Below are 13,935 nucleotides of genomic sequence, written 5' to 3'. Positions count from 1 at the left end.
TTACTAAGGGTGTTTTTGAATTTGGCTCCCCAACCTGGGCTCGAACCAGGGACACACGGATTAACAGTCCGATGCTCTACCGACTGAGCTATTGGGGAATGTGGTGGGTCGTGCAGGATTCGAACCTGCGACCAATTGATTAAAAGTCAACTGCTCTACCAACTGAGCTAACGACCCTTAGCGAACTCTAGGATAAATGGTGGGTCGTGCAGGATTCGAACCTGCGACCAATTGATTAAAAGTCAACTGCTCTACCAACTGAGCTAACGACCCATTTATCTTTCCTAGTCGGATACGGTATGCCATATCGCTAATGTGATGCACATTATACTCAAAATTTTTATGATTGCAAGCATTTATTTGCAAAAATTTGAATTTTTTTCAAAAAAATAGGTTTTTTTTGTGTTTTTGGATAAAATCACACTAATTTTTTTAAGATATTAATTATTATAAATAAAAACATATTTAATATTTATCAAAAACTATAATCAATCCGCCATTTTAACCATCATCTTAACCATCGCAAAATAAAAATGAAAATAAAAAATACAGCACACGCATAAAAAATGTTTGAAATCATGGGGGGGGGGGAATTGTATAATTACAGTGATTATTTGTAACCAAATCAAGGATATTTCATGCATTATTTTAACAATCCAAAGGATATTTATCAGTTTATCAATCAAGAAGTTGGTAAATTAGCCGATCGAATTCAAGACTTGGAAAATAGCAATCTTAATATTCAAAGTATTAATGCTCAAAACCTTCATGCTCAAAAAGAGCAACTTGACAATCAGCAAGCTTATCAAATTATCAAAAAGCTACAAGCAGATATTGGGCTATCTGTTCATGATTTGGAAAACAATGCCGAATGGAAAAGATTTCAGATTGCCTTTTTTGGTGAAACAAATGCGGGCAAATCCACCATTATTGAAACTTTGCGTATCTTGCTAAACGAGCCTACAAAAGCAGAGCAACAAAGAAAATTTCAAGAAATCGCCAATAAATTGGATATTTCTGCCGAAAAATTCTACCAAATGGAAGACGAATTAAAAAGCATTGAAGAAAAATTAAATTTAATCAATGAACAAAAATCACGCATTGAACAACAATATGCTGACGAATTGAATTTATTAACTCAGCAAGAGCTGAACATTGCCCAAAAATGGGACAGCCAAATACACGCCGCCCAGCAAGAATATCAGCTTACCGTAGGCAATTACCAAACCAAGATTGACCATTTAAAAGAAAAAATCAAAGACATAAAAGCCAATATGTCTTGGTTTTTAAAAATTATTTATTATTTTATTAAACTTGATGAGCAAAAAGAGCTGGCAACCTTATCCGATGAATTAAAAGCATTGGAACACACAAAAGACGACAAAACATCAGTGCTGCAACGCCAAAAAGATGACGAATTATCCCCAATATCACAACAAAAAGATGCACTTGCCACCAAACAACACTCTGAACTACAAACCATTGATGACAATGCCAAATCCTATGAGCAAAACAAGCAAACGCTGCAACAATGGTTTGATGAATTTGATCGCAAAAAAGAGCAGCTCAAGCCTTATTTAGATGGTCAAATTATTGGTAATGGTCACAATGATTTTACTCGTAATAATACCAGTTATCAATTTGAGATTAACCAGTACCCTATCGCCATGATTGATGTGCCAGGCATTGAAGGTAATGAAAAACAGGTAAAAGATGAAATCAGCAAATCTGTACAAAAAGCTCATGCGGTTTTTTATGTGACCAATAAAGGTACTCCGCCAAATGAAGGTACGCTAGAACGCATCAAAACCTATCTGAACGACCAAACTGAAGTATGGGCAATTTATAATAAGCAAATCACAAACCCAGGTCGGCTCAATAACCAGCTCATCAAAGGCAATGATGAAAAGCAATCATTAAACGGTTTGGAAGAAATATTAAAAGAAACTCTGGGCGAACATTATCGTGGTTTGATGGTCTTGGCAGGATTGCCTGCATTCTATTCTCAAGTCACTTGTATTTTGCCTTTTTCAGACATTGATTGCCTAAAACACTTTAATGAAGGGGATAATGAACCTTTATTTATTGCATACAATCAACAACAGAAATTTTTAGACAAACACAGTCGTGGTGGCTTATATCAATTCTCTGAACTGGAAACCTTAAACCAAAAATTAAAAAATGATATTGTTGGTGATGTGCCTGCCAAAATCAAAAAGAGTAATTTTAATAAAGTTCAAGTGCTGGTTAAAAAACACACAGAAGAACTGACCAAGATTCACCAAACTTATGATGATTTTGCACAAGATTTGATAAAACAAGTGCAACTGGCACAGCAATCCATCAAAGGCTACTTTGACGAATTTGAAATACAGCTGGGCGGTGCATCCAACAGTGCCATCAATAACTGTATTCAAAAAATCCGCAGTCAGATTTATAAGAAGATTAACAATGATATCGATAATGATGATTTTAAACGACATTTTGATAATATTGTGCAATCTGAAATTCAAGTTTTTGAACAAGACATCAAAACCAGTATTGATGAATATGCCAAAAAATTGGAAGAAAATACCCAAAAATCACAAAAAGATTTATTAAGAAATATTAATGAATTAAGCAAAGACTACCAACAATATAGCCAGCTGAATAATTCTGGTGTAGAGCTAAAATTTAATATTGACAATGGCATCAATACAAAACAGCTATTTGGGGTAGGTATTGGTATCCTAGCCACCATGTGGTGGAATCCTGTGGGCTGGTTTGCCATTGCAGCAACTGTTAGTGGGTTAGCCATTGCATTTGCAAAGGCGGTTTGGGGATTTTTTGATTCCGACTATAAAAAAGAACAGCAACGCAAAAATGTGGATAGTAATTTACCAAAAATCACTGATGCCCTAAAATCAGAAATAAATAACAGCTTGTCTGAACTTGCCCAAAAAATGAATGAGAACAAACAAAAAATCTTAATTGATTTGAATGAAATCACCAAGCCGATTTCTGTGCTAAATGAAGATTTGGCAAAAACCATTCGCTCTTTGGATAAAATTTCTGCCGACATCGCTTACGCTTAAATCAAAGTCAAAAATCAAAAGTTAAATTGGAGTTTTTTATGACTGATACCATCAAAGCCTATCAAGACAAGCAACAACATTTGATTGCTTTATTGAACAAACTTAATTCATTTATCAAACAAGGCAGCGAATTTGGCTTGCATTTACCAAAAGAAATGTACGCCAAATTAGAAAATATCAACAAACAAGCCGATGAAAAACTAAAAATCGCTTTAATCGGTGGATTTTCTGAAGGGAAAACTTCCATTGCCGCAGCTTGGCTGGGCAAATTGGACAAGACATCAATGAAAATCAGTGCTGCCGAGTCTTCTAATGAAGTTACTGTATATGATATTGATAATGAATGCGTGTTAATTGACACACCGGGCCTGTACGGATTTAAAACACAAGAAAATGATGAGCATCAAATTGAAAAATACAAAGACATTACCAAAAAATATGTCAGCGAAGCTCATATCGTCCTATATGTAATGAATTCAAAAAACCCCATCAAAGAAAGCCACAAAGAAGATTTGATTTGGTTATTCAAAGAACTGAATTTATTGGATCGTACCGTTTTTGTATTAAGTCGCTTTGATGAAGTGGCTGATGTGGAAGATGAGCGAGAATATCAATACTACCTAAAAATCAAACAAGATAATGTTAAGGAAAGATTAAAAGATTTTTTAAACTTATCACCAGAGCAAGTGAATCAACTGAGCATTGTCGGCGTATCTGCCAACCCTTTTGACGAAGGGATTGAGTACTGGCTACAAAATCCACAAGAGTTTGAACAGTTATCGCACATTGGTACATTACAATCAGCCACTAAAGCAATTGTGGAATACAATGGCGGCATTAACCAAATTGCCAATGAAACCAAAAAGACAATTTTTAGCGATATTATTTTGCAAGAAATTCCAAAAATTGAACAAAAAAACAAGGAAATGAGCAAAATAACGCAGGAGTTGAGTCATGCATTTATCATGCAAAATGGTGAATTGGAACAATTGAGCAAACGCATCAATCATGCTCGTGGTCAAATTAAAACTCAACTCAATGGATACTTTGCTGACTTATTAATGCAAGTGAATGGTTTGGGTTTGCAGACCGCTCAAAATTTCTTTAATACCGAAATCGGCAAAGAAGGTGCTGTTATGGATAGCAATATTCAGCAGATATTTTCCAACGAAACAGCAGGCATTACATCTAATCTTAATAATCAAATGATTAAGTTTAATGCCGAACTGGATCGTATTGACAGCACAGCCAGCCAAATGATGAAACAAGGCGTCAATCATCTCATTAAAAATATTAAGATAAATAACACAATGGTGATTGCTGCTAGAGATGGTATTAGAGGTGTGGGTGGTATGCTAGGGCTTGATTTATCCAAGGCAATGAAATTTAAGCCCTATGGTGCGATTAAATTTGCCGATAAGCTTAATGTTGCTTTTGCTGCATTAGGTCCTTTGATGGAAGCGTGGGACAGCTATCAAAAAGCACAAGAAGAAGAAAAATTTCAGCAAGCAATTATTGATTTTAAAAATGACCTACAAAGCCAGCAAGCGGAATTATTGAAATTTATTGATGGCGATCAGTTTATACCTGCTTTCTTTCAAGGGTATTTTGAACTCAAAAAAGCCGTAGAAGACTTGGGCAAACAAAAACAAACCGAAGATGATAGACAGCGAGCATTTAATGAGTGGAAAAAGCAAGGAGAAGTGATTGATGGAGAATTTCGGGAGTTAAATTAGTTATAAACAATATAAAAAGCACCGCTTGAATTTAGGCGGTGCTTTTTGAGCAATGACAATCAATCCAACCACAACCGATACGGCAATGGCACAAAGCCACCAACCTGCCCCGCTTGTACCTGCTCAAGATTTAGCACGCCTTTGGCGATTAATGACAGCGTATGTGGCACCAGTTGATGCTCCAGTTTTTGGACACGGCCAGCCAGCGATGCGGCGGTATCGCTCGCATTGACCGCAAGCCACGCCTGCGTCAGCACCTGCCCTGCGTCCAGCTCTGGCGTTACCAGATGCACGCTGCAGCCGTGATATCTATCGCCTGAACGCAGCACTCTGGCGTGCGTATCCAGTCCCTTATAATCTGGCAAAAGCGACGGGTGCAGGTTAATCATCGCACACGGCACGGCATGGATAAACTCAGCCGACAGCACTCGCATAAATCCTGCCAGCACCACCAAATCTGGCGACCAAGCACGGATTTGTTCCAAGGCGTGTTTTTCGAAGGTAGCAATGCTCATGCGTTTGCCACTGGCGGTATACGACAGCACAGCCGTTGGGATATTGGCAGTTGTGGCACGAGTGACAGCATAGGCATCTTCACGGTTACTGATGACACCGATAATCTGAATCGGCAAAGTACCTGCCTGCATGGCATCAATCATCACCTGCAAGTTTGAGCCGCTGCCTGACACCAAAACGGCAATTTTTAGGGGTGTGCTACTCATCAGGCATACACCACTGCTTTGTCGCTACGCTCAACGATTTCGCCGATTTGCCACACTTGCTCACCGCTGGCGGTCAGCTCGCTGATGGCTTGCTCTGCTTTATCCGCTGGCACGACCAAAATAAAGCCCACGCCACAGTTAAAGGTGCGGTACATCTCCAGCGTGTCAATGTTGCCGCCTTTTTGTAGCCATTGAAAGACGCTTGGCAACTGCCAGCTGCTTGTGTCAATCTGGGCTGCCAAATGCTCTGGTAGCACTCGTGGCAAGTTTTCGGTCAAGCCGCCACCTGTAATGTGTGCCATCGCATGAATGTTGGCATTACCCAATGATTTTTGTAGTGCATTGACCGATTTGACATAAATGCGTGTCGGTGCCATCAACGCATCTGCCAACGGCTGACCGTCCAGCTGCTCAGTGGCGACATCGAAGCCTGTAACTTCAATCACTTTGCGAATGAGCGAATAGCCATTAGAATGCGCACCACTTGATGCCAAAGCAATCAGCACATCGCCTTTTTGGACATTGTCGCCTGTGATGACTTCAGACTCTTCAACCACGCCAACACAAAACCCTGCCAAATCATAATCTTCATCTTGGTACATGCCCGGCATTTCGGCAGTTTCGCCGCCAATCAAGGCACAATTTGCCAGCTGACAGCCATCGCCAATCCCTGCAATCACCGTCGCCGCTGTATCGACATCGAGTTTGCCTGTGGCATAGTAATCTAAGAAAAACAGCGGCTCAGCACCACACACCAGCAAGTCATTGACACACATCGCCACCAAATCCTGACCGATGGTCTCATGGCGATTGAGTTGTAGGGCAAGTTTTAATTTTGTACCTACACCATCAGTGCCTGATACCAACAATGGCGATTTGTACCCTGTTGGAATGCGGCACAACGCCCCGAAACCACCCAAACCACCCATCACTTCTGGGCGACTGGTCGCTTTTGCCACCGATTTGATGCGTGAAACCAGTGCTTCGCCTGCATCGATATCAACGCCTGCGTCCTTATAGCTCAATGAAGTTTGCTGAGTCATGATTTACCCTTCGTCTATTCGTCTAAAAGTACCAAAAAGTTCAAAATGGTGAATAAAAGTCAATTATACCAAACTTTAACCAAAAATATCAGCCAGCCTGCAATTTATTTTGTTTAATAGCTGTGTTTTAAGACAGTTAAAGATGGCTTTTGTCAAAAAGCTGACAAATTGACCCAAATTTACCGCATTTTTGCATTTTTCTACTCTTTATATTAATGAATACCAATTATCCCAAAAAAAAGTGTAACAATATCGAAAAAAAAAACCATGAAAATTGCCCAAAAACCCCCTATAATAAACCCTTTTAGATTATCCATCATTGTTCTGTATTGACATTTTAAATTGGCCAATGAACGCCTGTGGCAGATTTTCATGCTTTATTGATGATTTATTTATGTTTTTAATGATAAATTATTATTAATCAATGATGCGTGATAAATCTCCAAATTGGGCGGTAAATTGATGATAAAATGGTGATAAATTGGCAATGGCATTGATCGCTAAATTGTCGCTAAATTTTTGGTAGATAGTAGCAAACATGAGTTACCCACCCAGACTTGATCCGTTTTTTCGCCGTCTGTTCATTTTGGCGGCGTTAAGCCTGTTTCTTTATACGCTGTTTTTGATGAAAGGTGTCATCATGCCTTTTGTGGCGGCATTTATTTTGGCGTATTTTCTTAACCCTTTGGTTGGCAAGCTATCCAAAATCATGCCGAGAATTTTGGCGATTTTGGTGGTGTATATCAGCTGCTTTGTGTTTGCCGTTGCTCTGATGATTTGGCTGGTGCCAATGCTATGGGAGCAGCTGCAGCTACTGTGGGAGTCACTGCCACAAATCATCAGCTGGTATAATGACACAGGGCGTGTGTGGATTGCTCAGCGTACCGACAGCGAGCTTTTGCCCTTGGATATTAATTTAATCTCCAATTCGATCATCGCTTATTTTCAAAATAACTACCAAGTCGCCGATGCTCAAGGTGTGATTAAACAAGTGTTTAGCTCAGGTTTAAGTGCAGTCAATAACATCAGCCTAGGGGTGATGGTGCCGATTTTGACTTTTTATTTTTTGATTGGGTGGGATAAGCGACTAAAAACTTGGCAAAGTGCCGTCCCCAAACCTTATACCAAAAAAGTCGTACAAATCACCAAAGACTGCCACGAAGCATTGATGAACTTTGCCAAAGGTCAGTTTTTGGTGATGCTGCTGCTTGGCGTGATTTATGCGGTACAGCTGCAGTTGATTGGCTTACAATTGGGCTTGATTATCGGCATCACCGCAGGCATTGCCAGCTTTGTGCCGTATTTGGGCTTTGGCGTGGGCATCATCTCCGCCTTGATTGCAGGGCTGTTCCAGTTTGGGCTAGATTGGGTGCATCTTGGCTTGATTTTTGGGGCGTTTATGGTTGGGCAAGTTGCCGAAGGTTATGTATTGCAGCCGTTTTTGTTGGGCGATAAAATTGGGTTGTCGCCACTTTGGGTGATTTTTTCGGTGTTGGCTGGTGCGTCATTGTTTGGGTTTGTGGGTATGCTCATCGCCCTGCCTGCTTCAGCGGTGCTTAATGTACTGTTTCGCTATGCTTATGAAGCTTATCTGGACAGCGTGTGGTATCAAGGCAATCGGCAATTATCCCTATGGAATCACCCAGACGATCCAGACAGTTAGCGTTAGCGATAATTTGGCGGATTTGCCCAATCTTTTAGCCAATATCGCAGCCAAGCGGATTGGGCTAATTAATTTGGCTTTTTTGCTGATTTATGATAAATTGCTTGATTGCAATATACAAAATGTGCTATATATAAGCGTTAAAAATCACAAGAACTGTAATTCATCACCAACGAACGCCCAGCTTGGCAATGCACAAAATTTGATAACAATGATAAAGCCGATTGGGCGTTTGGCGGCTGATTGATGGATAAAACCAAGGCTGTCTAATGACCGAAGCGATTCAAAATTCACTCAATCTCGACATTCGCCCAGAAGCGTCGCTCGATGACTTTTTGTCACGCAGCTATCGACCCATTTTGGACGCTGTGGATAAGCTCATTCATGGCAATTTGCTTGAGCTGTTTATTGTTGGTCCGTATGGCTTTGGCAAAACGCACCTGTGCAATGCCGTCTATGATGAATACACCGCACGCACCGCCAAAACCGCCATCAGTCTGAATCTGTCAGAGCTTATCGAACAAGATCCGCACGCCACTGCGTTGGTTGGGCTTGAGATGTTTGATTTAATTATCATTGATGATTTGCAAATCGTCCATCACAGCTACGAATGGCAAGAAGGTCTGTTTCATCTGATTAACCGTATCCGTGAGAACCAAAAGCAGATTTTGTACTTTGCCGACAATCCTGCTCGTGAGCTACAAATTGGCCTGCTGGATTTGCAGACACGCCTGTCGCTGGCACCGATGCTGACCTTGCCAGACCATGATGATGTGAGCGATCGCCGTGCGTTGCTTGATACCATTTTGACCAAGAAAAACTGGAAATTGCCCGAAGAGATTTTTGAGTATTTATTACAAGAAGGGCCGCACAATGCTGGCGACATCATCACGGTGCTTGAGTTTATTCGTCCGCTATTGACCAGTTTATCTCGTGTGCAAATTTCCAAAAAAACCATCACCGAAGCCAAAAATATCATTTTGCGTGAGACTTTTATGTTAGAAATTGTTGATAATGAGCAGCATTCGCCCAATTATCCAACGCCATCATAGCAGTTTGGTATATGCTTGGCATATGCTTAATATGTTAAATACGATTATTAAGTAAAATCAAGTAAAATTCAACAAGTTAAGCAATTTGCTTGATGATTACCGAACAAATTAACCAACAAACACCACAAATCATCAACACGCATTTGACAACCGCCCAAACCGACAGGATATTTACAGGATATTTTATGAAAAAACTTGCCCTTGCTCTATCAGCGACTGCCCTGCTTAGCACTGCCGCCGCCGCTCAAGTCCAGCTAAACATTGACGAGAACATCAAAGTAACCGCCATTAACGGTCAAGAAGTTCGCCATGGGCTGCTACAACCACTACAAAAAAGCTTTACCCTACAGCCGGGTCGCCATGTGATTACCGCACGCTATGACCGACTGTTTGAGCTGCGTAATAATGAACACGATTACCTAAAATCCAACAACATCACCGTTACCGCTGACTTGGCGGATAATCAAAGCTATCAGCTAACCATGCCAAATCAGCCGAACAACTACACCGCCGCCAAAGAATACGCCAAAGCACCGACATTGGCAGTCCTACATAACGGCACAGTCATCGCCGAACAAAGCGATACCGACAGCCGCACAGGCGTGTTAACTGGCATCACCAATGCCATCGGCGGTATTTTTGGCCGTGGCGATTCAGCAGTAACCGCCAATCAAAAAGCCATCGCCGCCATCAATGCCGACCAACAGCCCAGCACCACTCCAACGGCTCGCACTGGTGATAATTTGGACGGCTTTATGAAATTGTGGCTCAATGCCAGCGATGAAGAGCGTGAAAAAATCCGCCAATGGGTTGAAAAATAAGCCTATTTTAAAAGCAGTTTGATAAAAATAAAAACCCTGCCAGATTTGGTGGGGTTTTTATTTTTGAATATTATTTGGTGGAATTTTTGTATTTTAAAGTATCGCTGAAAATATCCAATGGCAAATTTTAAACATCAATTTTAAACATCAAACAATGCCAAACTGATAGAAATCGCTGCCATGCCGCCAATCAAGCCATAAACCGTCTCATGGCCGTCAGAATATCGCTTGGCAGCAGGTAACAGCTCGTCCATCGCCAAAAAGACCATCGCCCCTGCGATGATGCCAAATACCCAGCCAAAAATTGCAGGCGACAAAAACGGCCGTAAAATCGCATAACCCATCACCGCCCCCAAAGGCTCTGCCAAACCAGAAATAAAACACGCCAGCACGGTCAGCTGCTTATTTTGGGTGGCAAAATAAATCGGTGCAGCGATTGAGATTCCTTCGGGGATATTATGCACAGCGATGGCAAATGCCAAGGGCGTGCCAACAGTGGGGCTTTCTAAGGTGGCAAAAAAAGTCGCCAAACCTTCTGGGAAATTGTGTGCAGTAATGGCAAAAGCGGTCATCAAGCCAATGCGTTTTAGATAGTTTTGATTGTTATCATGAAATCTGGGATCGTGAACATCAAGCGTGTCATGCGGATTGGGAATCAGCCGATCGAGCAGCACGATGGCAAAAAGCCCTGTCAAAAATGCCGCCACCGCCCATGCAAAACCCAAATCAGTGTCTGATGAAAAACTCTCCACCGACTTAGAAAAAATCTCCGTCAAAGACACAAAAACCATCGCCCCTGCCGAAAATGCCAAACCAAAAGCCAAAATGCGTGGCGATGGGCTTTTTTGAAAAAACACCAACGCACTACCCAAAACGGTCGCCAATCCTGCCGCCAAGGTAATCAAAAAAGCAATCAAAACATTGTCAGCCATCACAAATTCAATCCATCAATTTTATTTGCTCAATTTATTTGGTTGTATTGATAAAATTTATCGTATTTAAGTCATTGATTGTCGTTAATCAATCATTAGCCATTTGCTATTTGCCAGTTGTTATTTGCCCCATTTGACCTGTCAAATTGGCGATGATTTTTGGCATTTAAACAAAAAGACCCATCATGCAATCATGACGGATCTTTGGCTAAATTTTGTTGGCGAAATTATTTTGCCAAAACAGAAACATAGCGACGGTTAAATTGACCTTTGGTTTCGAATTTAACAACACCTTCGGTCAAGGCAAATAGTGTGTGGTCACGACCCATGCCAACACCTTCACCTGCGTGAAATTCTGTGCCACGCTGACGAACAATGATGTTACCAGCAACAACATCTTGACCACCAAATACTTTTACGCCAAGCATTTTTGGGTTAGAATCACGACCGTTACGAGTAGAACCTGCGGCTTTTTTATGTGCCATGAGAATATCTCCTGTTAAAATACCTGTGAGCCACGCCCTAGGTATCAAATACTAAATGTGGTGAATTAAGCGTTAATGGCTTTGATTTTTAGCTCAGTAAACCATTGGCGGTGACCTTGCTCTTTGTGGTAATGCTTACGACGACGGTGCTTCACGATACGCACCTTCTTGCCACGACCATGCTCAACCACTTCAGCCTCTACACTGGCACCAGCAACCAGCGGCTCACCGATTTTGATGTCTGTGCCATTGACAACCATTAGCACTTCTTCAATTTTTAGCGTTTCGCCTTTTTCGGCTTTTAGCAGCTCAACTTTTAGAGTTTCGCCAACGCTAACACGGTGTTGCTTACCGCCACTTTTAATTACTGCGTACATCTTGAGTTCTCCAGATAAACCTGTGTGCCGTGGCTATCCCTTGATAACACTTATTAACGAACACGACAAGGATGCAAAATAAGACCGTATTTTACTAAAAATCATAGACAAATGCAAGCACTTCTTGCACAATTTATTGGGTGTCGCCAGTGCTGGTTTTGTCGATGCCGCTTAGGGTTTGGCGGTTTTATTTGGCAATTTAATGGTGTAACGATTTAACGGTTTATCATAATAAGCTATAAATGCTTGACTTGATTGGGCAACTCATTGCCAGACACATCATCAGCAGGATAATGGCTCAATAACAGCTCGCCCAGCTTGGCAATCAGCTCATTAAGACCTGTTTGGATTTGCCCTTGACGAAACTGGCTCAACGCCTGATCGCATAGCGGTTGCCAATTGTCATAAATCTGATCGATGCCACGATCGGCGACAATCTGCAGCTGATGCTCGCACAAATTGACATACACCAAAATGCCTGTGTTATCCTGCGTGTCCCACACTCGGTGCGTGGCAAACAGATGCAACGCTCGTTCGTGGCAATCTTGGGCATAGGCGGTGGCAAGCGGCAGCTGATTTTCGATAATCAGATAAATCTCGCCACGATGCCCACGCTCTGCCTGCATGATGGCATCACTTAGACTGTCTTTGACAGCTTGGGTGAGCCAGCGATTGTGCAAAAACGGTATGTACAGCAGCTGGCGCAACCATCTTGCCACGCTGTTTTGTGGGGTTTTGGTTGCGTTTTTACTTGGCTTACTGTTTGGGCTTTGATTTAAATCGGTATTGGCATTGCCGTTTAAATCAGTCACATTTGAATTTTTTGAAGTTGAATGCGTGTTTTGCATTACCATGAACCCCCTGCACCACCACCGCCAAAGCGACCACCGCCGCCACTAAAGCCGCCGCTGCCAAAACTACCGCCACCAAAGCCACCACTTCGACCACTACCAGAGCCGCCACCTGTGCCAAAGCCACCGCCACCACCTGATAACGGCACGATACCGCTAAATAATAAAAACAGCCACAGCGCCACCGCCGCTATCATGCCAATCATCACGCCTGCCCCTGTGCTGATGGCAAAAAACGCAAAACCTGCCGCTGCGATACTCGCTCCCAAAAATCTGCCCAAAATCGCCTTTAAAAATGAGCCTGCCACCGCCGCCATGATGAGCAAACCAAGCCAATCCACACCGTCCGAATCCGCCAAATTATCCTGAGCTTGGTGCTTGGCATCAATACGAGCCAAAGTCTCAGGGTCGGCTCGCAAGCGTTCATCAATGGTAGCAATGGCAGCTGATAAGCCTTCGGCATATGCCCCTGCCTTAAATGCTGGCGTGATGTCTTCACGGATAATGCGTTTTAGGACAGCATCAGGCAGCACGCCTTCTAAGCCGTAGCCTGTCAAAATGTGCAATTTGCGATCATTGATGGCAACGGCAATCAGCAAGCCATCATCAACCTTATCTCGTCCCAGTTGCCACCGCTCTGCCACCGCCATCGCATAATCAAAAATATCCACATTACCCGTGGTTGGCACGATAATCAATGCCGCCTGTGCCAAATGGTCTTGGTAGATTTTTTGGAGCTGCTCGGTTAATTGCAAATACTCGCTAGGGCTTAAAATCTTGGCAGCGTCCACTACTGGCGAATTTAAAATCAGCTTATCATGCGGCACGGCATCGGTGGACGATACGCTGGGCTTGGTTTGGGTGTTTTGATTTAAATTTTGGCTTGGTTTTTTGGGTGTGTCTTGCAATTCATCAGTAAAATTTTTCACCAATTCACCAACTGGCGTGTCAGTTTGTGAACCGCCCAGAACCACCGCCGCCAATTCATCTTCAGCATCTGCCATCTGATGAGCAGGCGAAGGATTTGCCATCGCCAATACCGACAGCATTGACAATATCAGTGACAGCAGCACCCAGCCACCACGCATCAGCATTTGGCGAAATATTGGATAACTCATAAGCACCCTACCGTGATTTGATTGGCAAATTTTATCAATTTTATCAAATTATTTGGCACAG

Annotated in this window: 12 protein-coding genes and 3 tRNA genes; 5 read left to right on the top strand and 10 right to left on the bottom strand. The window is 42.2% G+C overall.

The genetic code is table 11. The annotated features are described in order from the left end of the window. Window positions 1-22: 22 nt before the first annotated feature. The 3 genes from ACFBZI_RS06445 to ACFBZI_RS06435 form a co-directional block, all read right to left on the bottom strand. Window positions 23-98 (bottom strand) — tRNA-Asn (locus ACFBZI_RS06445). 3 nt (window positions 99-101) lie between these two features. Beyond that, window positions 102-177, bottom strand: a tRNA-Lys gene (locus tag ACFBZI_RS06440). 20 nt (window positions 178-197) lie between these two features. Beyond that, window positions 198-273 (bottom strand) — tRNA-Lys (locus ACFBZI_RS06435). 365 nt (window positions 274-638) lie between these two features. On the opposite strand from ACFBZI_RS06435, the gene ACFBZI_RS06430 reads away from it, so the two are divergent. Then, window positions 639-3,074, top strand: coding sequence for a hypothetical protein (locus tag ACFBZI_RS06430; protein ID WP_375715566.1), 2,436 nt, complete (start codon window positions 639-641; stop codon window positions 3,072-3,074). A gap of 38 nt (window positions 3,075-3,112) precedes the next feature. Then, window positions 3,113-4,810: a LeoA/HP0731 family dynamin-like GTPase gene (locus ACFBZI_RS06425; RefSeq protein ID WP_375715565.1), complete on the top strand. Its 1,698-nt coding sequence runs from the start codon at window positions 3,113-3,115 to the stop codon at window positions 4,808-4,810. 59 nt (window positions 4,811-4,869) lie between these two features. Here the strand turns inward: ACFBZI_RS06425 and purN are convergent, their stop codons facing one another. Together purN and purM are read right to left on the bottom strand one after the other, a co-directional pair. Beyond that, on the bottom strand, window positions 4,870-5,532 hold the full coding sequence (gene purN, locus ACFBZI_RS06420) for a phosphoribosylglycinamide formyltransferase (RefSeq protein WP_375715564.1): 663 nt from the start codon (window positions 5,530-5,532) through the stop codon (window positions 4,870-4,872). Then, window positions 5,532-6,575: a phosphoribosylformylglycinamidine cyclo-ligase gene (purM, locus tag ACFBZI_RS06415; RefSeq protein ID WP_375715563.1), complete on the bottom strand. Its 1,044-nt coding sequence runs from the start codon at window positions 6,573-6,575 to the stop codon at window positions 5,532-5,534. The genes purN and purM overlap by 1 nt, the downstream gene beginning before the upstream one ends. Before the next feature lie 538 nt (window positions 6,576-7,113). Between purM and ACFBZI_RS06410 the strand changes: the two genes are divergently transcribed. From ACFBZI_RS06410 to ACFBZI_RS06400, 3 genes are all read left to right on the top strand, one after another. Continuing rightward, window positions 7,114-8,238, top strand: a complete 1,125-nt coding sequence (locus ACFBZI_RS06410; protein ID WP_375715562.1) for an AI-2E family transporter — start codon at window positions 7,114-7,116, stop codon at window positions 8,236-8,238. A 269-nt stretch (window positions 8,239-8,507) separates the two neighbouring features. Next, complete coding sequence (locus tag ACFBZI_RS06405) at window positions 8,508-9,290, top strand: DnaA ATPase domain-containing protein (RefSeq protein ID WP_375715561.1); 783 nt, start codon at window positions 8,508-8,510, stop codon at window positions 9,288-9,290. 185 nt (window positions 9,291-9,475) lie between these two features. Then, on the top strand, window positions 9,476-10,111 hold the full coding sequence (locus ACFBZI_RS06400; protein ID WP_375716327.1) for a DUF2057 domain-containing protein: 636 nt from the start codon (window positions 9,476-9,478) through the stop codon (window positions 10,109-10,111). Window positions 10,112-10,251: 140 nt separating this feature from the next. Here ACFBZI_RS06400 and zupT read toward each other — a convergent pair whose 3' ends face one another. From zupT to ACFBZI_RS06375, 5 genes are all read right to left on the bottom strand, one after another. Next, complete coding sequence (zupT, locus tag ACFBZI_RS06395; protein ID WP_375715560.1) at window positions 10,252-11,043, bottom strand: zinc transporter ZupT; 792 nt, start codon at window positions 11,041-11,043, stop codon at window positions 10,252-10,254. A gap of 227 nt (window positions 11,044-11,270) precedes the next feature. Beyond that, window positions 11,271-11,528 (bottom strand): 50S ribosomal protein L27, encoded by a 258-nt coding sequence (gene rpmA / locus ACFBZI_RS06390; protein ID WP_003659274.1) that lies wholly within the window; start codon window positions 11,526-11,528, stop codon window positions 11,271-11,273. Window positions 11,529-11,593: 65 nt separating this feature from the next. Beyond that, window positions 11,594-11,905 (bottom strand): 50S ribosomal protein L21, encoded by a 312-nt coding sequence (rplU, locus tag ACFBZI_RS06385; protein ID WP_375715559.1) that lies wholly within the window; start codon window positions 11,903-11,905, stop codon window positions 11,594-11,596. A gap of 236 nt (window positions 11,906-12,141) precedes the next feature. Next, window positions 12,142-12,759 (bottom strand): TPM domain-containing protein, encoded by a 618-nt coding sequence (locus tag ACFBZI_RS06380; protein ID WP_375715558.1) that lies wholly within the window; start codon window positions 12,757-12,759, stop codon window positions 12,142-12,144. Then, window positions 12,753-13,874, bottom strand: coding sequence for a TPM domain-containing protein (locus ACFBZI_RS06375; RefSeq protein WP_375715557.1), 1,122 nt, complete (start codon window positions 13,872-13,874; stop codon window positions 12,753-12,755). The genes ACFBZI_RS06380 and ACFBZI_RS06375 overlap by 7 nt, the downstream gene beginning before the upstream one ends. Between the last annotated feature and the right edge of the window lie 61 nt (window positions 13,875-13,935).

Origin of the sequence: Moraxella marmotae, assembly GCF_042219885.1 — a bacterium.
Taxonomy (GTDB): Bacteria; Pseudomonadota; Gammaproteobacteria; order Pseudomonadales; family Moraxellaceae; genus Moraxella; species Moraxella marmotae.
The sequence above is the reverse complement of the archived record's forward strand: the minus strand, read 5'-3'. Positions and strand labels throughout refer to the sequence as shown.

What these genes read in the sequence shown, in the direction of transcription:
- rpmA (WP_003659274.1), bottom strand. Translation starts at nt 11,528, where the DNA reads ATGGCACATAAAAAAGCCGCAGGTTCTACTCGTAACGGTCGTGATTCT.
- ACFBZI_RS06405 (WP_375715561.1), top strand. Translation starts at nt 8,508, where the DNA reads ATGACCGAAGCGATTCAAAATTCACTCAATCTCGACATTCGCCCAGAA.
- ACFBZI_RS06425 (WP_375715565.1), top strand. Translation starts at nt 3,113, where the DNA reads ATGACTGATACCATCAAAGCCTATCAAGACAAGCAACAACATTTGATT.
- ACFBZI_RS06380 (WP_375715558.1), bottom strand. Translation starts at nt 12,759, where the DNA reads ATGGTAATGCAAAACACGCATTCAACTTCAAAAAATTCAAATGTGACT.
- purM (WP_375715563.1), bottom strand. Translation starts at nt 6,575, where the DNA reads ATGACTCAGCAAACTTCATTGAGCTATAAGGACGCAGGCGTTGATATC.
- ACFBZI_RS06430 (WP_375715566.1), top strand. Translation starts at nt 639, where the DNA reads ATGCATTATTTTAACAATCCAAAGGATATTTATCAGTTTATCAATCAA.
- ACFBZI_RS06410 (WP_375715562.1), top strand. Translation starts at nt 7,114, where the DNA reads ATGAGTTACCCACCCAGACTTGATCCGTTTTTTCGCCGTCTGTTCATT.
- ACFBZI_RS06400 (WP_375716327.1), top strand. Translation starts at nt 9,476, where the DNA reads ATGAAAAAACTTGCCCTTGCTCTATCAGCGACTGCCCTGCTTAGCACT.
- rplU (WP_375715559.1), bottom strand. Translation starts at nt 11,905, where the DNA reads ATGTACGCAGTAATTAAAAGTGGCGGTAAGCAACACCGTGTTAGCGTT.
- ACFBZI_RS06375 (WP_375715557.1), bottom strand. Translation starts at nt 13,874, where the DNA reads ATGAGTTATCCAATATTTCGCCAAATGCTGATGCGTGGTGGCTGGGTG.
- zupT (WP_375715560.1), bottom strand. Translation starts at nt 11,043, where the DNA reads ATGGCTGACAATGTTTTGATTGCTTTTTTGATTACCTTGGCGGCAGGA.
- purN (WP_375715564.1), bottom strand. Translation starts at nt 5,532, where the DNA reads ATGAGTAGCACACCCCTAAAAATTGCCGTTTTGGTGTCAGGCAGCGGC.